Origin of the sequence: Novosphingobium mangrovi (assembly GCF_022818885.1) — a bacterium.
Lineage (GTDB): Bacteria > Pseudomonadota > Alphaproteobacteria > Sphingomonadales > Sphingomonadaceae > Novosphingobium > Novosphingobium mangrovi.
This window is the reverse complement of the sequence record NZ_JALHAT010000003.1, coordinates 30,366-47,235: the sequence shown is the minus strand read 5'-3', so window position 1 is coordinate 47,235 and position 16,870 is coordinate 30,366. Positions and strand designations below refer to the sequence as shown.

The 16,870-nt window shown below is 66.2% G+C and carries 14 protein-coding genes and 1 tRNA gene; 8 read left to right on the top strand and 7 right to left on the bottom strand.

What is annotated here, in order from left to right; translation table 11 throughout:
- Positions 1–11: 11 nt before the first annotated feature.
- Complete coding sequence (locus MTR65_RS02390) at positions 12–1,283, bottom strand: AmpG family muropeptide MFS transporter (protein WP_243796759.1); 1,272 nt, start codon at positions 1,281–1,283, stop codon at positions 12–14.
- 155 nt (positions 1,284–1,438) lie between these two features.
- Here MTR65_RS02390 and MTR65_RS02385 point away from each other — a divergent pair, with 155 nt between their 5' ends.
- Together MTR65_RS02385 and rsmD are read left to right on the top strand one after the other, a co-directional pair.
- Complete coding sequence (locus tag MTR65_RS02385; RefSeq protein ID WP_419145027.1) at positions 1,439–2,467, top strand: pseudouridine synthase; 1,029 nt, start codon at positions 1,439–1,441, stop codon at positions 2,465–2,467.
- Positions 2,468–2,480: 13 nt separating this feature from the next.
- Positions 2,481–3,050 carry a 16S rRNA (guanine(966)-N(2))-methyltransferase RsmD gene (rsmD, locus tag MTR65_RS02380; RefSeq protein WP_243796757.1) on the top strand — a complete coding sequence of 190 codons (570 nt, stop codon included), beginning with the start codon at positions 2,481–2,483 and terminating at the stop codon, positions 3,048–3,050.
- A gap of 85 nt (positions 3,051–3,135) precedes the next feature.
- On the opposite strand, the gene MTR65_RS02375 is transcribed toward rsmD, so the two are convergent.
- Positions 3,136–3,405 (bottom strand): hypothetical protein, encoded by a 270-nt coding sequence (locus MTR65_RS02375; RefSeq protein ID WP_243796754.1) that lies wholly within the window; start codon positions 3,403–3,405, stop codon positions 3,136–3,138.
- Positions 3,406–3,607: 202 nt separating this feature from the next.
- On the opposite strand from MTR65_RS02375, the gene MTR65_RS02370 reads away from it, so the two are divergent.
- The gene (locus tag MTR65_RS02370) at positions 3,608–5,908 is read left to right on the top strand and encodes an ATP-dependent helicase (protein WP_243797509.1); all 2,301 of its coding nucleotides are present in this window, start codon (positions 3,608–3,610) and stop codon (positions 5,906–5,908) included.
- A gap of 59 nt (positions 5,909–5,967) precedes the next feature.
- Here MTR65_RS02370 and MTR65_RS02365 read toward each other — a convergent pair whose 3' ends face one another.
- Positions 5,968–7,389 carry a carboxylesterase/lipase family protein gene (locus tag MTR65_RS02365; protein WP_243796752.1) on the bottom strand — a complete coding sequence of 474 codons (1,422 nt, stop codon included), beginning with the start codon at positions 7,387–7,389 and terminating at the stop codon, positions 5,968–5,970.
- Between the two features lie 178 nt (positions 7,390–7,567).
- Between MTR65_RS02365 and MTR65_RS02360 the strand changes: the two genes are divergently transcribed.
- On the top strand, positions 7,568–9,109 hold the full coding sequence (locus tag MTR65_RS02360) for a M20/M25/M40 family metallo-hydrolase (protein ID WP_243796750.1): 1,542 nt from the start codon (positions 7,568–7,570) through the stop codon (positions 9,107–9,109).
- Between the two features lie 25 nt (positions 9,110–9,134).
- On the opposite strand, the gene MTR65_RS02355 is transcribed toward MTR65_RS02360, so the two are convergent.
- Positions 9,135–10,568: a DEAD/DEAH box helicase gene (locus MTR65_RS02355; protein ID WP_243796748.1), complete on the bottom strand. Its 1,434-nt coding sequence runs from the start codon at positions 10,566–10,568 to the stop codon at positions 9,135–9,137.
- Positions 10,569–10,722: 154 nt separating this feature from the next.
- Positions 10,723–11,313: a hypothetical protein gene (locus MTR65_RS02350; RefSeq protein WP_243796746.1), complete on the bottom strand. Its 591-nt coding sequence runs from the start codon at positions 11,311–11,313 to the stop codon at positions 10,723–10,725.
- A 174-nt stretch (positions 11,314–11,487) separates the two neighbouring features.
- Here MTR65_RS02350 and MTR65_RS02345 point away from each other — a divergent pair, with 174 nt between their 5' ends.
- Positions 11,488–12,924, top strand: a complete 1,437-nt coding sequence (locus MTR65_RS02345) for an FAD-binding oxidoreductase (RefSeq protein WP_243796744.1) — start codon at positions 11,488–11,490, stop codon at positions 12,922–12,924.
- A 106-nt stretch (positions 12,925–13,030) separates the two neighbouring features.
- The gene (locus MTR65_RS02340) at positions 13,031–13,816 is read left to right on the top strand and encodes a SapC family protein (protein ID WP_243796742.1); all 786 of its coding nucleotides are present in this window, start codon (positions 13,031–13,033) and stop codon (positions 13,814–13,816) included.
- Positions 13,817–14,237: 421 nt separating this feature from the next.
- On the opposite strand, the gene MTR65_RS02335 is transcribed toward MTR65_RS02340, so the two are convergent.
- Positions 14,238–15,104 carry an N-formylglutamate amidohydrolase gene (locus MTR65_RS02335; protein WP_243796741.1) on the bottom strand — a complete coding sequence of 289 codons (867 nt, stop codon included), beginning with the start codon at positions 15,102–15,104 and terminating at the stop codon, positions 14,238–14,240.
- A 429-nt stretch (positions 15,105–15,533) separates the two neighbouring features.
- On the opposite strand from MTR65_RS02335, the gene cpdR reads away from it, so the two are divergent.
- Positions 15,534–15,908: a cell cycle two-component system response regulator CpdR gene (gene cpdR, locus MTR65_RS02330; RefSeq protein WP_243796740.1), complete on the top strand. Its 375-nt coding sequence runs from the start codon at positions 15,534–15,536 to the stop codon at positions 15,906–15,908.
- 98 nt (positions 15,909–16,006) lie between these two features.
- A tRNA-Val gene (locus tag MTR65_RS02325) sits at positions 16,007–16,081 on the top strand.
- A 70-nt stretch (positions 16,082–16,151) separates the two neighbouring features.
- Here the strand turns inward: MTR65_RS02325 and MTR65_RS02320 are convergent.
- A complete protein-coding gene (locus MTR65_RS02320; RefSeq protein WP_243796739.1) occupies positions 16,152–16,601 on the bottom strand; it encodes an NUDIX hydrolase in 450 nt (149 codons plus the stop codon).
- Between the last annotated feature and the right edge of the window lie 269 nt (positions 16,602–16,870).

Genomic DNA, 16,870 nt, shown 5'->3' with positions numbered 1-16,870 from the left:
GGCCCGCGCGCTCACTCGCGCGCGTCGCCTTCGCCGACTTCACCTGCCGTGCCCATGGCATCATCGACAAGGCCGGTCGCCATCATCACCGCGAAGATCGCGATACCCGGCAAGGCCGCGACGGTGGTCGCCAAGTAGAAGTTCACATAGCCCATCGCCTCGATCAGTGCGCCCGCCGTGGTGCCGGTAAGGAAACGCCCGACGACGCTCGCCCCGGCCGAGATCAGCGCGTATTGCGCCGCCGTGAAGCGCAGGTCGCACAGCGCCGAGAAGTAGGCCACCACGACCACACCGCCATAGCCGCTCGCAAAGTTCTCGAACCCGATGGCGAGCGCCATGCCCAGGTTCGAGTGGCCCGCGGCGGCCAGCATAGCAAAGCTGAGGTTGGAGACCGCCATCAGCACCAGCGCAATCAGCACCGAGCGCTTGAGGCCCATGCGCGCGTAGATCACGCCGCCCACGAACACGCCGATGATGAGCGCCCAGAACCCGATCCCCACGTCGTAGAGCGCGATCTCGTCGTTGGAGAAGCCAAGGTCGTCGAACAGCAGGCGAAAAGTCAGGTTGGCCAGCGTATCGCCAATCTTGTGAACGAGGATGAAGGCCAGGACGAGGAACGCGCCCTTGCGCTGGAAGAACTCCGCGAAGGGCCCTGCAATCGAGGCCCAGATCTCGGCCATCCCCTTCTTGTCGCGCACGACCTGGTGGCGCTGGGGCTCGCCGACGACAAGCGCGGTCAGCATCGCGGGCAGCGCGAAGACCGCGCAGACCGCATAGGCCAGGTGCCAGTCCGAACGCGCCGCGACGACCAGCGCGAGCGAGGCGGCCAGACCCGAACCGATGCGCCAGCCATACTGGCTCATCCCCGAGCCGGTCCCCAGCTGGTAGGGCTTCAAGGTCTCGATACGGTAGGCGTCGATCACGATATCGAAGGTCGCCCCCGCAAGCCCCATGAGGACAGCGGCCAGCGCGGTCGCGGCGATGTCCGCCTTCGGGTCGACCAGCGCGAGGTTGAGGTTGGCGGCCATGACGAGCAGGCCGACGACCAGCATCCAGGAGACCCGCTGCCCCAGGCGTCCGATCACGGGCAGCGAAACCCCGTCGATCACCCAGGCCCAGAGCGGCTTCAGGTTGTAGACGAAGAAGGCCAGAGCGAAGGTCGTGATCGTCGATTTCTCGATCCCGTCCTGCGCGAGGCGCGTCGTCAGCGTCGCCGCCAGGAGCGCAAAGGGATAGCCCGAGGACACCCCCAGCATGAAGGCCGCGACGGACTCCTTCTCCATGTAGGGCCGGACCGAATTCCATAGGCCGCGTCGTTGGTTAGTCGTCTGCGCGGTCACATTCGATCCTTTTCGTCATGATCATGCGCGCAACTTAACGAGGCGCAGCGTGAAGGGAAGGCTGGATGAAGCCGCGATCAACAGGTATGGGGCAGCGGATGTCCAAACCACCTCGCAAATCCGGCGGTTCCTCGTACGGATCCGATTCGCGCGGATCCGATTCGCGCGGATCCGATTCGCGCGGATCCGATTCGCGCCGCTCCGAAGGCCGTAGCCCTGCGCGCGGTCCTTCGCGTGGCCCCCGTTCGGGTGGCCGCTCCTCCGACGAGCCCCGCCGCGACGGCCCTTTCAACGAACGCAAGGGCGGCGCCGGGTCGCGCCCGCGCAGCTTCGGCAAGCCGAGGCCTGCCGGTCCCACGCCCAAGGATCCGAACCTGCCTGCACGCGAGGGCGACCGCATCGCCAAGCTCCTCGCCCGTGCCGGGGTTGCGAGCCGCCGCGAGGCCGAGCGCATGATTGCCGAAGGCCGCGTGAAGCTGAACGACGAGCTGGTCGAGACCCCCTCGACCGTGCTGACCTCGCTTGCGGGCGTCACCGTCGATGGCAACCCGGTGAAGGAAGCGGACGCCACGCGCCTGTTCGCCTTCCACAAGCCCGCCGGGCTCATCACCGCCGAGCGCGACCCGGCCGGTCGCCCGACGATCTACGCCGCGCTGCGCAACGCCCTGCCCAAGGATGCGGGCCGCGTGATGCCGGTGGGACGTCTCGACTTCAACACCGAAGGCCTGCTGCTGCTCACCAACGATGGCGAGTTCAAGCGTGCGCTGGAACTGCCCTCGACCGGCGTGCCACGCACCTACCGCGCCCGCGCTTTCGGCGATATCACCCAGGAACAGCTGGAAAGTCTGATCGAGGGCGTCGAGATCGACGGCGTGCGTTACGGTAAGATCGACGCCAACATGGAGCGCGGAGCCGGACGCAACCGCTGGATCGAGATGACGCTCACCGAGGGCAAGAACCGCGAAGTGCGCCGCGTCCTCGAACACTTCGGCCTCAAGGTCAGCCGCCTCATCCGCATCGGCTACGGCCCCTTTGCTCTGGACGAGCTGCCCAAGGGCGCCGCCGTCGAGATCGACGCGAAAGTGCTCGACCGCTTCCGCCGCGATATCGACCGCGCGAAGGGCTGAGGGAGACCACGAGATGAAGGGACCGGCCACCCGGACCGGCCTGCGCATCGTCGCGGGCGAATGGCGCGGGCGCAAGCTCGCCACCCCTGAGGGCGACACCACCCGCCCCACCGCCGACCGCACGCGCGAGACGCTGTTCTCGATGCTGGCAAGCCGCCTTGGCACCTTCGAGGGGCTCAAGGTGGCCGACCTTTTCGCAGGTTCGGGTGCCCTCGGCCTCGAAGCGCTTTCGCGCGGGGCCGCCCACTGCCTCTTCGTCGACCAGGACGCCGCCGCGATCCGCGCGATCCGTCGCAACATCGCCAACCTCAAGGCCCAGGACCGCAGCGACGTGCGCCCGGTCTCCGCGCTCTCGCTCGGAACGGCGAAAGAGGCTCTCGATCTCGTCCTGCTCGACCCGCCCTACGACACCGGTGCGGGCGCGGTGGCAGCCGACAAGCTGGCGCGTCTGGGCTGGATCAACGAGGCGACCTGGGTCTCGATCGAGACCGCCCGGGATGAAAGCGTCTCGGTGCGCGGTTTCGAGGTCGAGGCGACCCGCGATGTTGGCAAGGCCCGCCTTCACATCTTGCGCAAGGTCTGAGGAATAGGCTGCAACGCACTTGCCTGAAACGAAAAAGGGCGCCGGAAGTACCGGCGCCCTTTTTGCTAAAATTGCCTGAGTGGGATCAGGAAGCGGGCGCCTCCAACCCCTTGTCCTCGGGATAGTGGTCGAGCGGGCGGTTGCCGAAGTTGAGGCCAGCCTCGCGCGGATTGATGCAGCCGTCAGTGGCCTCACCGCGGCACACGTCATAGACCTTGCCCTCGACCCGCACCTTCGCGGCCACACCACGCGCGTCCTTCTCGACAACCTCGGGGGATGCCGATGCGCTCTGCGCCTGAGCGCAAAGGGGCAGGACCGCAGCCGCAGCGGCACAAGCAATAAGACCTTTCTTCATAATCTTACTCCCATTACTTAAAGCCCCCTGTGCGCATCCCGCAGCCGCCTTCCGACGCTGGCGGACCGGCGCACATCCCGGGGCCGATCACTCCATTTCGACGCATTGGCCGGTGGAATTGTTCCACGACGGCGACGAAGCGACCTTGCACCGGGTTAATCCGTTCCCTAGTTGTTCACGGGTGACCGAGAGCCATTCCCCGCTGCCCGCCGCGCCCGCTCATCCTGCAGGCGCCGACGCGTCCAATCCCCTCATCGCCGGACTGAACGAACCCCAGCGCGACGCCGTCCTGACGACCGAAGGGCCGGTGCTGATGCTGGCCGGTGCAGGCACGGGCAAGACCTCCGCCCTCACCCGGCGCCTCGCCTATCTCGTTCAGAGCCGCCTCGCCTGGCCGAGCGAGATCCTGTGCGTGACCTTCACCAACAAGGCCGCGCGCGAAATGCGCGAACGCGTCGGCCAGCTCGTCGGCCCGGCGGTCGAAGGCATGCCCTGGCTCGGCACCTTCCACGCCATCGCGGCCAAGATGCTGCGCCGCCATGCTGAACTGGTGGGCCTGGAATCGAACTACACGATCATCGACACCGACGACCAGCTGCGCCTCCTCAAACAGCTGATCCAGGCCGAGGGGATCGACGAGAAGCGCTGGCCCGCCAAGCAACTGGCCGGGTGTATCGACCGCTGGAAGAACCGCGGCCTCAACCCGCGCGATCTCGACGCGCGCGAGAATGAGGCCTACGCCGAGGGCAAGGGCCAGCATTTCTACCATATGTACCAGGAGCGCCTGAAGGCGGTGAACGCCTGCGACTTCGGCGATCTTCTGCTCCACATGCTCAACATCCTGCGCGAGCATCGCGACGTGCTCGAACAGTACCAGCAGCGCTTCAAGTACGTCATGGTGGACGAGTACCAGGACACCAACCAGGTTCAGTACCTGTGGCTGCGCCTGATCGCCCAGCACCGCCGCAACATCTGCGTGGTGGGTGACGACGACCAGTCGATCTACTCCTGGCGCGGCGCCGAGGTTGCCAATATCCTGCGCTTTGAAAAGGACTTTCCGGGCGCCAAGGTGATCCGGCTCGAACAGAATTACCGCTCCACACCGCAGATCCTGGCCGCCGCTTCGGGCCTCATCGACGAGAACACGCAGCGTCTCGGCAAGACGCTCTGGACCGAGCGTCACGGCGGCGACAAGCTCCACGTCGTCGGCGTCTGGGACGCGCCGGAGGAAGCGCGCCGGGTGGGCGACGAGATCGAGCGCCTCGAACGCGAAGGCGCCCCGCTCGACCAGATCGCGATCCTCGTGCGCGCGCAGTACCAGACCCGCGAATTCGAGGACCGCTTCATCTCGATCGGGATGAAGTACCGCATCGTCGGCGGCTTCCGATTCTACGAACGCGCGGAAATTCGCGATGCCCTCGCCTATCTGCGCGTCATTGCCCAGCCCGCAGACGACCTCGCGTTTGAGCGCATCTACAACACGCCCAAGCGCGGGCTCGGGGCCAAGGCCCTGGAAAAGCTGCACCTCCTGGCCCGTCGCCGCGGCATCCCGCTCGCCAAGGCCGCGCTTGAAATCTGCGACACCGACGAATTGCCCGCCCGTGCGCGCAACACGCTGCTTTCGCTGATGCGCGATTTCGCGCGCTGGCGCGACATGGCGAAGGAGGAAGGCCCCGCCGACCTCATCCGCACCGCCCTCGACGAGAGTGGCTACACCGACGCGCTCCAGGCCGAACGCACCCCCGAGGCCAGCGGACGCCTTGAGAACCTCGTCGAGCTCGCCCGCGCGATGGAAGAGTACGACAGCCTCGGCGATTTCCTCGAACACGTCAGCCTCGTCATGGACAATGACGCGCGCGATGATGAGGAGAAGGTCACGATCATGACCATGCACGCGGCCAAGGGGCTGGAATTCGACAACGTGTTCCTGCCCGGCTGGGAAGACGGCGTGTTCCCCTCGCAGCGCTCGCTGGACGAAGGCGGGCTGGCCAGTCTCGAGGAAGAGCGCCGCCTTGCCTACGTTGCGATCACCCGTGCGCGCCGCAAGTGCACCATTCTTCATGCGGCAAACCGGCGCATCTACGGCCAGTGGACCAGTTCGATCCCCTCGCGCTTCATCGCCGAACTGCCCGAGGACCAGATCGAGAGCGAGACCACGCTGTCAGGCGGCGCATCGCTCTGGCGCGCACAGTGGTCCGAGCACGCCGATCCCTTCGCCGACGTCGCCCGATCGCAGCCGGGCCGTACCGTAACGCGCGGGCCAGGCTGGCAGCGCGCCGCCCAGCGCGAGTTCGAGACCGCCCCCAAGCGGGTCAAGGAGAGCACCCGCAGCGCGGCGAGCTTCGCTTCCAAGCCGCGCACCGACATCGAAGTTGGGACGCGCGTGTTTCACGAGAAGTTCGGCTATGGCACCGTTGCGTCGCAGGAAGGCAACAAGCTGGAGATCGAGTTCGAGAAGTCCGGCTCCAAGCGGGTCCTCGACAGCTTCGTAAAGCCCGCTTGAAACATATTGAAAAAAAGCCGGAAGGTATCTCCCTTCCGGCCCTTTTCTCTATCTATTCGTCACATGTCCGCGGCGTCGATCTTGTCCTGCCAGGGGTCCTCGCGGAAGTGGACCTTACCATCAGTCGCGAAGTCCATGATCTGGCCGTTTGCCTCGGCGTAAGGCTTCCAGGCGGGAAGTCCCCAGCCCGTACTCGGCGCGCCGGTCTTGGCGAAGTTGACGAGATAGCTGCTCATCGCATCGCCCATCGCGTTGTCGCGCACGCTTGTCTCGTCGCCATACTTGGCCCTCTGCGTATCGAAGAAGAAGGGGATGTCGGTCGCGTGCTGGGCGCCGGGCACGGCGACCGAATCGGCCACGTAGGAGAAGCGGTACTCGTAGACGGGTACGCCCTGCTCGCCGATCACCTTGGCCAGCTTGCGCGCGCCCGCGACCATCTGCCCCTCGACCCCGCCGATGTCGGCGGCCGTCGCGCCGATCATCACCGGGACATGCGCGAAGTCGCCGTTCTCGAAATGGGTCCGCTGAGGCGCGGCCGTGACACCGTCGACGACGGGCAAGGTGTACGTGACAGGGCCTTCCTGCGGCGCAAAGAGCGCCATGAGGTTGAGGCCGTCGACCACCTCCTCGCCCGAGAGCGCGCGCAGTTTATCCAGCGCAGCGGGGCCCGTGCCGGTGATGCCCTTCTTCTTTGCAAAGGCCAGGCCTGCCTCGTGCGCGGTCTCCATGCTCGACTTGGTAAAGCCCTTCCCGTTGCCTCCCGACATGACCACTGCCTTGTCGAACAGGCCCTTGGCTGCGGGAAGCGTCAGCAGGTTGTCGACCGAGTTGCCGCCCGCACTTTCGCCCGCAATCGTCACGTTGTCCGGGTCACCGCCGAAGGCCGCGATGTTGCGCTTCACCCATTCGAGCGCGGCGATCTGGTCCATGTAGCCGTAGTTGACGAGCTTGCCATGGTCGGGATCGGCCTTGGTGAGCGCGGGGTGCGCGAAGAAGCCGAAGCGCCCGATGCGGTAGTTGAAGCTGAAGACGAGGACGCCCTTCTTCGCCAGTTCCGCCCCCGAATAGGTGGCCGGGGAGGCGCCGCCATTGATGAAGCCGCCGCCATAGATCCACACCAGGACGGGCAGCTTGCCTTGCGCCTTCTCCGGGCGCCAGACATTGGCGTAGAGACAATCCTCCGCAGGCGGCGTGCCGAGCGGTGCGGCATCGCCACCAAAGGGCTTCTGCATACAATCCGAGGCATAGCTCTTGGCCGCGCGCACGCCCGACCAGGCCTTGGCCGGCTGCGGCGCGCGCCAGCGCAGTTCGCCCGTCGGCGGGGCGGCGAAGGGAATACCCTTCCAGCTCAGGACCCCGTCCTGTGCGACACCCGCCAGAGTCCCTGTCTCGACCTTGGCCGTGGGAGCACTCTCCTGCGCGCTGGCCGCAACGCTCAGCCCCGCGAGCACGAGAGCGGACATAACCATCGGAATTTTCATCAGTAACCCTTCCATTCGAGCGCACGTCGACGCGTCCGCTCGTTGCAATCGCACCTGCCAGAGTGGAGTTCCCATGCAAGGAGGCAAGCGCAAAAAGGCGCGCTGTCCATGGACCGGCTTGCAAGCCCGCCGCCATCTGCGCATCCTGCGGCGCAAATGTCCGGAGGGGAGGACCGCCATGAACACCACGACTTCCGCCATGCCGTCGCTGGATCGCCGCCGCCTGCTCGGCGCTTCGCTGATGCTGCCCGCGCTCGGCACACTTGGTCTTTCTGGGCGCGCGCTGGCCGCCGATACACCGCAAGGCGCGATCCTGCGCCAACTTGATGCGGGCCGAGAGGCCGACATTGCCCGGCTGCGCGAATGGATCGCCCTGCCCTCGATCGCAGCGGAGAACCGCAACATGCCCGAAGGCGCGCAGATGATGGCGCGCCTTGCCCGCGAGGCCGGGTTCGAGCGCGTCGAGGTCGTGCCGACCGATGGATTTCCGGGCGTCTTCGGGGTCATGGACAACGGCGCCGAGACGACGCTGGGGCTCTACTTCATGTACGATGTGAAGCAGTTCGACCCGGCCGAGTGGTCCTCGCCGCCGCTTGAGGGGCACATCATCACCAAGCCCGGCTGGGGCCAGGCGCTGGTCGGGCGCGGAGCGATCAACCAGAAGGGCCCGCAGGCAACGCTGCTCGCCGGGCTGCACGCGATGCGCCGCGCCGGGATCACGCCGCCTGTGAACCTCGTCCTCGTCGCGGAAGGCGAAGAGGAAATCGGCTCGCCCCACTTCAAGCAACTCGCCACCCATCCCAAGGTGCTTCCCGCGCTGAAGAAGTGCGCCGGGATCTTCATTCCCGCCTGCTGGCAGGGGCCCGATGGCGAAGTCTCGATCAACCTCGGCGCCAAGGGCGTGGTCGAGTTGGAGCTCATCGCCAGCGGCGAAGCCTGGGGGCGCGGCCCTGTCGGCGACATCCATTCGAGCAACAAGGCCAGCGTCGATTCGCCGGTCTGGCGGCTCGTCCAGGCTTTACAGACGCTGGTGACACCCGATGGGAATACCGCCGCCATCGACGGCTGGTTCGAGAACGTGCGCCCGCTTACTGCGCGCGAGAAGGAGCTGATCGCCATCTCGGCGGCGAACACCGACGAAGCCAAGGTCAAGGCGATGATGGGGGTCACCCACTGGATCGACGACCTGCCCTTCGAGGCCGCGATTGCCCGCCAGGCCAGTCAGCCCACGGTCAATATCGAGGGGCTCGTCGCGGGCTACACCGGGCCCGGCGGCAAGACGATCCTGCCCGGACGCGCAGCTGCCAAGCTGGACCTGCGCCTTGTCCCCAACCAGACCCGCGCCGAAGCCGAGCGCAAGCTGCGCGCGCACCTCGACGCCCATGGTTTTCCCGATGTCGAAATGAAGGTGACTGGAGGCTACGATCCCACCGAAGTCGCCGAAAATGCCCGCCTGATCCGCGCGCAGAAAGAGGCCTATGCGGCGATGGGCGTGAAGGCGAACCTGTTCCCGCGCCTCGCCGGATCCTGGCCGGGCGCCGTGTTTACCGCGCCGCCGGTGTCCATTCCCGCGACACAGTTCGGCATCGGCCATGGCAGCGGCGCACATGCCCCGGACGAATATTTCGTGATCGATTCGACCAACCCCAAGGTCGCCGGGATGTCCCGTGCGAGCCTGGGCTTCGTCGAGCTCATGTACCAGCTGGCACGCACCACGTAAGGCGCGCGCCAGACAGGCGCTCGTTTCAGGAAACCGCGGAAACCGCGAGGAAGTCCGGGATCGGACCGTTCCAGTCGCCCGCCGCTTCGAGCACGGGGGCTGCCACCGTGGGCTCGGCCCGGCGACGCGGCGCGCGGCGCTTGGGAGCCGGAGCCGGGCTCTCGGCCTCGACCGTCTCCTCGGCCACGGGGGCCGGAGCGGGCTTCGCCGCTGCCTTAGGAGCAGGCTTCGCCTTGGCCGGAGCCGCAGTGGTCTTGGTGGCCGTCTTCGAGCGGCTGGCGCGCTTGCGCGGCGCGGGAGCAGCTTCGGCCTCTTCAGCGGCAGGAGCCGCCTCTGCGCTGTCCGCAGCCTCACCAAACAGCGGGATCGTCCCACCTGTCAGCTTCTCGACGTTCTCCACCGCTTCGGCATCGTCCGGGGTCACGAGGGTGAAAGCCCGGCCCGAAGCGCCGCCACGGCCGGTGCGGCCAATGCGGTGGACGTAGTCGTCCGGATGCCAGGGCGTGTCGTAGTTGAAGACGTGGCTCACGCCCTTCACGTCGAGGCCGCGTGCGGCAACGTCGGAGGCGACGAGAATGTTGATCTCACCCGACTTGAAGCAGTCGAGCTCGGCGATGCGCGAGGACTGGTCCATGTCGCCATGGATCTCGCCGGCTGCAAAACCGTTCTGCTTCAGGTTCTTGGCCAGTTCACGCACGGTCGTCTTGCGGTTGCAGAAGATGATCGCGGTCGACACGTTGTCGGTGCGCAGGATCTCGCGCAGCGTCTCACGCTTCTTGCGTGCGGTCACCGGCACCTTGAACTGGGCGATGTTGGTATTGGTCGAGGCCGGACGGGCGACTTCGATGTACTTGGGGTTCTCGAGGAAGCGGTCAGCCAGCTTCTTGATAACCGGCGGCATCGTTGCCGAGAACAGCAGCGTCTGGCGGTTGGTCGGCAGCTTCGAGCAGATCGTCTCGATGTCCGGGATGAAGCCCATGTCGAGCATGCGGTCAGCTTCGTCGATGACCAGCAGTTCACAGCCCGTGAGCAGGATCTTGCCCCGCTCGAACAGGTCCATCAGGCGGCCCGGCGTCGCGATCAGGACGTCCACGCCTTCCTGCAGCGCCTTGACCTGTTCGCCCATCTGGACGCCGCCGATCAGCAGCGCCATGCGCAGGTCGTGGTTCTTGCCGTACTTGACGAAGTTGTCCGCCACCTGCGCGGCGAGTTCGCGCGTCGGCTCCAGGATAAGCGAGCGCGGCATCAGCGCACGGCGGCGGCCATGTGCGAGCACGTCGATCATCGGGAGAACGAAACTGGCGGTCTTGCCGGTGCCGGTCTGTGCGATCCCGATGAGATCCTTCATCATGAGGACCGGGGGGATCGCCTGCGCCTGAATAGGGGTCGGTTCGCTGTAGCCCGCGGCTTCCACCGCTTGCAGCAATTCGTCAGACAGGCCGAGGTCGGCAAAGCTCATATACGCTCAGGTTTCCGGATAAGGGGATGCGGGACAACATGTGTTCTTGGCAATGCACCAGCCACTTGGGACCCGCGCATCACGATTGCGGGCCCCTAGTCCGATTGGTGCACAAAAGTCAAGGAAATCCGCAGAACTCGCGGACGAAAGGACGTCAGTCCCGAATCCGGACAAGTTCGCGCATGCGAGTCAGGCTGCATTTGGTGCCACTGCGCGATTGCAGCTTGTCGCGCTTGACGCAGACCTTTCCGTCTTCGTTGCCCGCAAGATAGAAGCCCGAATAGAAATCCATCGCGCGGCACGAATGGTCGAGTTCCGCGCTCACTACGCGCCGGTCACGCATGAAGAAGATCAGGCGGTTGCCGCGTTCGGGCTGAACCCCCGCGATCCCGGCCGCCGCAACGCACTTGCTCATAGGGCGCTCCTCGTAGCGCGGCGCGCCCGGCCCGCCGGGCATGGCAATGCCGCGCATGTCAGGAGGAAGCGGCGCCCGGCCACGGGGCGAAATGCGGATCGTCATGCGCCGCTCGATGCGCACCTGCCAGGCGGGCTCCGGTTGCACGCGGCGCATCTGCTCCTCAGGAAAGGAAAGAGGCCCCGGCGCATCATCCAGAGCCACCGCCTCGGGCCAGAGCTGCGTACGTGCGGTGTCATGCCCCCACGCCCCACCGTCCCGCGGCTGCAAGGCCGAGGACGCCGGCGCAAGAAACGCCAGCGGTATCAGCAGGACGGATGTGAAACTCATTGCAGACCCATTTCCCCGACGCACGGTGATGCCGCAAGCCGATCCCTAGCGCAACAGCTTGAACGCCTGCTGAACCTTGCCTCGGGAAAACCCTCCCTGCCCGCGCCTACGACGCCGCACGCACTTTCAAGAAGGGATGAAAGTGCCTGGGGGCTGTGCCATAGACCCGCGCAGATGAGCACCTTCGACACCTTCCTGACCGAGGCTAACGCCCTGCTTGGCCCGCGCGGCCTGACCCGCGATACAGACCTGACCGCGCCCTGGACGACCGACTGGCGCGGCCGCTTTCACGGCGCCTGCCTCGCCCTCGCCTCGCCGGCCGACACCGCGCAGCTGAGCGCGCTCGTGAAGCTGTGCGCGGCGCACGGCGTGACGCTTGTCCCCCAGGGCGGCAACAGCGGCATGTCGGGGGGCGCCACGCCGTCGCCCGAGGGCAATCAGCTCCTCGTCTCGCTGCGCCGGATGAACACGATGGGCGCCATCGACGTCGCCGAGCAGCGGGTCACCTGTGGGGCGGGCGTCGTGCTCCAGAGCCTGCACGAAGCGGCCGAGGCGCAAGGCTTGCGCTTCCCCCTGACGCTGGGCGGCAAGGGCTCGGCCACGGTCGGCGGGCTTATCTCGACCAACGCCGGCGGCACGCAGGTGCTGCGCCATGGCTCGATGCGCGCCATGGTGCTGGGCATCGAGGCGGTACTGGCAAGCGGCGAGGTCTATTCGGCGCTAACGCCGCTGCGCAAGGACAACCGCGGCTTCGACCTCAAGCAACTCTTCATCGGCGCGGAAGGCACACTGGGCATCGTCACGGCTGCCGCACTACAGCTTGCACCCGCCATCGGTGAGCGGGTGGTGATCTGGGCGGCCGCGCCCTCGCTGGGCGCCGCGCGCCAACTGCTCCATCGCTGCGAGGAGGCACTGCCGGGCGCGGTAGAGGGCTTCGAGGTGCTGCCCCAGCCCTGCCTCGACCACGTGCTCGAGTACCTTCCCGAGGCCCGTGCGCCGCTCGCCACGCGCGCGCCCTGGCATGTCCTCATCGAAGCGGTCGCGCCGCGCGATGCGCCCGCAGGATCGGGTACGGCCTTGCGCGACCAGTGCGAAGCCGCGCTGGCCAGTGCACTCGAGAAGGGGGTGATCGCGGATGCCACGATCGCGGCCAACGAGGCGCAGGCCGAGGCGTTCTGGACCTTGCGCGAATCCGTCTCCCCCGCCGAGCGCGCGCAGGGCCCCGCCGTCCAGCACGACATCTCGGTGCCCGTGGCCGACATGCCCCGCTTCATCGAGACGGTCAGCCCCCAGCTCGAAGCCGAGTGGCCAGGCACGCGCGCGGTCGCCTTCGGGCACCTTGGCGATGGCAATGTCCATTTCCACATGATCGCGCCCAAAGGGGTCGATGCCGCCACCTGGTATGCGGGCGAGGCCAAGGCCATCAGCGCGCGCGTCCATGATCTGGTCACGCAGTGGAACGGCTCGATCTCGGCCGAGCACGGGATCGGCCAGCTCAAGCGCGACGAACTGGCCCGGCTGGCCGACCCGGTGGCGCTGGGGCTGCTGCGCGCGGTCAAGTCCGCGCTCGATCCGCAAGGTCTCCTCAACCCCGGCAAGCTGATGAACTGAGTAGAAGTCCCCTAGTGGCGGGAACCCTCGGCTTGCACGGCCGCAATCAAGCCACTAAAGCCACGCGCTGATCTTTTTTGAAACCTCGATCGCGGAGAGTATTGCAATGGCCACTGCGCCACAGAATCCATCCCTTCCCTTGTTCTACAAGGATCTGGTGCCGCTCAATTCGCAGCAGCACGCAAGCTGGAAGACGCGTTCGACCGACAAGGCGACCTGGCTGGCCGGGGTGAACTCGATTCCCCTGACCGTCGAAGAGTTCCCGCAGGCACAGCGCCACTTCCCGATCATCTTCACCGGCACCGACCAGCCGATCCCGCTCGCGCTGATGGGCATGAACGAGGGCGTGAACGTCTTCGTCGAGGACGACGGCACGGTTCCCAACCCGATCTACATACCGGCCTATGCGCGCCGCTACCCCTTCATGCTCGCCCGTCTGCGCCCGGACAGCGAAGAGCTCTCGCTCTGCGTCGATCCCAGCAGCGACCTCATCGGCGAGATCGAGGAAGGCGAGGCCCTGTTCGCCGATGGCGAGCCGACCGACACCACCAAGAACATGCTCAAGTTCTGCGAGAACTTCGAGATGGCGGGTTCGAAGACCGGCAACTTCATGGCCGAACTCAAGAAGCACGACCTGCTCATGGACGGTGAGCTCAACATCGACATCGGCGGCGGCCAGCCCTTCAACTACCGCGGCTTCAAGATGGTCGACGAGAACAAGCTGCGCGAAGTGCGTGGCGACATCCTGCGCCAGTGGAACCAGAACGGTCTCCTCGCGCTGATCTACGCCCACCTCTTCTCGCTCGATCTGGTGCGCGACATCTTCGGCCGCCAGATGCAGCAGGGCAAGGGCCCGCATGCCCAGCCGCAGGCTCCGGCCGCGAATGCCTGACCGGGGCGCCTGACCCGGCACGCCGGATCCCAGGCACCTCATTCGGGCCCCTCGCCCGACCGGAAATACCCGCGGCCCGGGTGGACGACGCAGACGCGAAGTCCGCCCGGGCCGCTGCTTTTGAAGGTTACCAACCGCTTCATGACAAAAATGTCACAATCGGATTTGATAATCCGGACACGTGATTTTTTAACTGGACATGATGCGTAATTTTTGCGTCGAAGAATCGCTTGAACTCGGCACAAGGTTCGCTATGTTGGAGACAGCCTGATCGGCGCTACCCTCATGGCCCGATCGGCTGGTGCACTCGATGTGCACCTCCTCCCTGAACCTTGGCCACCTCGCGCGTCGCGCGGGGTGGTTTTTTTAGGTCTGCACGCGCGAGGCGCCAGACCTACTGCGCCTACTGCGCCTACTGCGCCTACTGCGCGGCGAGCGGCCAACCCTCGCCGCCCTCCTCGGCCCCGCGCGGGCGCGCCAGCTCCATGACCGCCGCGGCCTGAACCCGAACCAGGCCCGCAAGCTGCTCCACCAGCGCGTCCACGCCCGCGCTCGGCGCACGCATCTGCGCATCGAGATAGCACGTCCGGTCGATCTCGACCTGAAGCGCGTGGATGCCGCGACGAGGCGCGGCATGACGGTCGAGGACATAGCCCCCGGCATAGGGCCGATTATGGGCCGCAGTGCGCCCGCAACGGGCAAAGTGGGCAAAGGTCGCGGCGATGACCGCGCCATGGCAGCTCGCTCCGAAGCGATCCCCGATCACGATCTCGGCGCCGGTCTGGCCGGGCCGGGCCTGGAGCGGCGGCATCGAATGCAGATCGACCAGCAGCGCCACACCCCAGCGCGCGCGAATTTCCACAAGGCGCTGCGCAAGCGCGGCGTGATAGGGCGCATGGACCTGCGCGATCCGGGCCTCGACCTCCTCGCGGCGCAGCGAACGGCGCCACAGCTCACCAATACCCGGCAGGCGCCGGGGAATGAGACCAAGGCCACTGCGCGCCCGCGGCGAAAGCGCGCCCCGCGACGCACCCGAGCCCCCTTCGCCCGGCATGCGCTCGACCATCCCCCAGTCGACATCCTCGGGCGCACGGTTGAGATCGATCATCGCCCGCGGTGCATGGGCCAGAAGCAGGTCGACGCCGGTCGCCTCGGCCACCCCGCGCGCGAGAATGTCGACGAAGCGATCTTCCAGCCGCACACTCGCCTGCGCAGCTTCGCGCAGGTCCCCCAGCAGCGCCTCGGGATAGGCTCTCCCCGCGTGCGGCACGGCCAGCAGGATCGGCATCTCCCCTGCGCCTCCTCCATGCAGCGTGTACGCGGGCTGCGGCTGCGCATGCCCCGGCACACTGCCTCCCGAAAGCGCGAGGGACGGCGCGTCCGGGCCGGACAACGAATCTGGTGAATGGGGAGCAGGCGACATGGGGCGAACGCTGCCCCGTTCCCACGCCCCTGTCAAAGCCCCGGCGCACAGCCCACCTCGCGGCCTCGCCCCGACAGGTCCCCAAGACCATTCCGGGCAAGAAATTTAACCCCAACCGCGCTATGACGAGTCGCCCAGAGCATTTTTCCGCCTGATGGATTCACCTGATGATTCCGAATATGCGGAAAAAGCATAATCTGGAGCGGTTGGTCCGATTCCATCGGATCGGGAGGCCGCTTCACAAGACACCGCCTTGCGGTCGCACACGAACACCAGGTTGGAATAAAACAAGAGATGATCCGCATCCTCCTAGCCGAAGACGATCAGGCCATGCGCACCTACCTCGCACGCGCACTGGAAAATGCCGGGTACGACGTCGTCGCGGTCGACCGAGGCACGCAAGCGCTGCCCCACCTCGAAAGCGACAGCTTCGACCTGCTCCTCTCCGACATCGTCATGCCCGAGATGGACGGCATCGAACTGGCCCAGCGCTGCGCCAAGATCGCGCCCGCCACCAAGGTCATGTTCATTACCGGTTTTGCCGCCGTTTCGCTGCGCGCCAGCCGTGAAGCCCCGCAGGCCAAGGTGCTGTCCAAGCCCTTCCACCTGCGCGATATCGTCTTGGAAGTGCAGCGAATGTTCGGTTTGAGCGAGCACGTGCAGATCTGATTACATTTTTCTGAAAAAAGCCCTTGCCAAGAATCGGAAGCCCCTTTAGAGGGCCTCTCCACCGAGGGGGACAACTTCTCGGAACGCTCGAATGGAATGGGCGTATAGCTCAGTGGTAGAGCACTATGTTGACATCGTAGGGGTCGCAAGTTCAATCCTTGCTACGCCCACCATTCCGCAAGACCCCGCCGGCTGAAAAGCCAGGCGGGGTTTTTGTTTGGGGCTTTGCGCGCCCTTCCCCGCTCACCACGCTCCGGCATCGACAAGCATGGCCGCAAGGTCTTCGGGCCAGACCTGCTCGTCCAGCCGCTCCAGCTCGGCACGAGGACACCAGCGGTGCCCGGCTATGGCGTCCTGCTCCAGGGCGGTGCGATGGAGCGCCGACAGGGCCGCACCGTCGTGGCGCACCAGGAAGTAGCGCTCCTCGCTCTCCACCGGCTCGCCTGTGGGCATGACGAAGTGCACCGTGCGCCGCGCCACCTCGCGCCCGGGATCGGTGATCGCAAAGCCGGTTTCCTCGAACAGTTCGCGCAGGGCCGCCTGCGCGAAATCCTCGCCCGGCTCGAGCCCGCCACCCGGCGTCGCCCAGAAATCACCTCCGCGCAAAGCACCCTCACGAAAGACGAAGCGCAGCAGCAAAACGCGCAACTGCGCGTCGAGTACAAGCAAGCGGGCGGCACGGCGGGTTCTCATGGTGCGCGCAGCGATGCCCGAAGAGCCGCACCTGCGCAATCGTGCGCCGCGCCCACCTTTTCGCCACTTCGCCTGCCCGCATCGCGCCCCTGTCGATGCAGGCCCGGTCGCGATGGCCGAACGCCATGCCTTTGCGCAACCAAGATATTGCAAATCATTATCTACGGCTTGCAAGGCGCTCTGGGACGCCCGGACAGACCCGCCTTGCTATACGGGCGCTCTCTGCCTAAGAGACGGCCCAATTCTCACCCACCTTCACCCCAGGGGAG

Bases quoted from the DNA above. Each gene is read 5' to 3' on its own strand.
- MTR65_RS02390 (WP_243796759.1), bottom strand. From the start codon at position 1,283: ATGGAGAAGGAGTCCGTCGCGGCCTTCATGCTGGGGGTGTCCTCGGGC.
- MTR65_RS02385 (WP_419145027.1), top strand. From the start codon at position 1,439: ATGTCCAAACCACCTCGCAAATCCGGCGGTTCCTCGTACGGATCCGAT.
- rsmD (WP_243796757.1), top strand. From the start codon at position 2,481: ATGAAGGGACCGGCCACCCGGACCGGCCTGCGCATCGTCGCGGGCGAA.
- MTR65_RS02375 (WP_243796754.1), bottom strand. From the start codon at position 3,405: ATGAAGAAAGGTCTTATTGCTTGTGCCGCTGCGGCTGCGGTCCTGCCC.
- MTR65_RS02365 (WP_243796752.1), bottom strand. From the start codon at position 7,389: ATGAAAATTCCGATGGTTATGTCCGCTCTCGTGCTCGCGGGGCTGAGC.
- MTR65_RS02360 (WP_243796750.1), top strand. From the start codon at position 7,568: ATGAACACCACGACTTCCGCCATGCCGTCGCTGGATCGCCGCCGCCTG.
- MTR65_RS02355 (WP_243796748.1), bottom strand. From the start codon at position 10,568: ATGAGCTTTGCCGACCTCGGCCTGTCTGACGAATTGCTGCAAGCGGTG.
- MTR65_RS02350 (WP_243796746.1), bottom strand. From the start codon at position 11,313: ATGAGTTTCACATCCGTCCTGCTGATACCGCTGGCGTTTCTTGCGCCG.
- MTR65_RS02345 (WP_243796744.1), top strand. From the start codon at position 11,488: ATGAGCACCTTCGACACCTTCCTGACCGAGGCTAACGCCCTGCTTGGC.
- MTR65_RS02340 (WP_243796742.1), top strand. From the start codon at position 13,031: ATGGCCACTGCGCCACAGAATCCATCCCTTCCCTTGTTCTACAAGGAT.
- MTR65_RS02335 (WP_243796741.1), bottom strand. From the start codon at position 15,104: ATGCCGATCCTGCTGGCCGTGCCGCACGCGGGGAGAGCCTATCCCGAG.
- cpdR (WP_243796740.1), top strand. From the start codon at position 15,534: ATGATCCGCATCCTCCTAGCCGAAGACGATCAGGCCATGCGCACCTAC.
- MTR65_RS02320 (WP_243796739.1), bottom strand. From the start codon at position 16,601: ATGAGAACCCGCCGTGCCGCCCGCTTGCTTGTACTCGACGCGCAGTTG.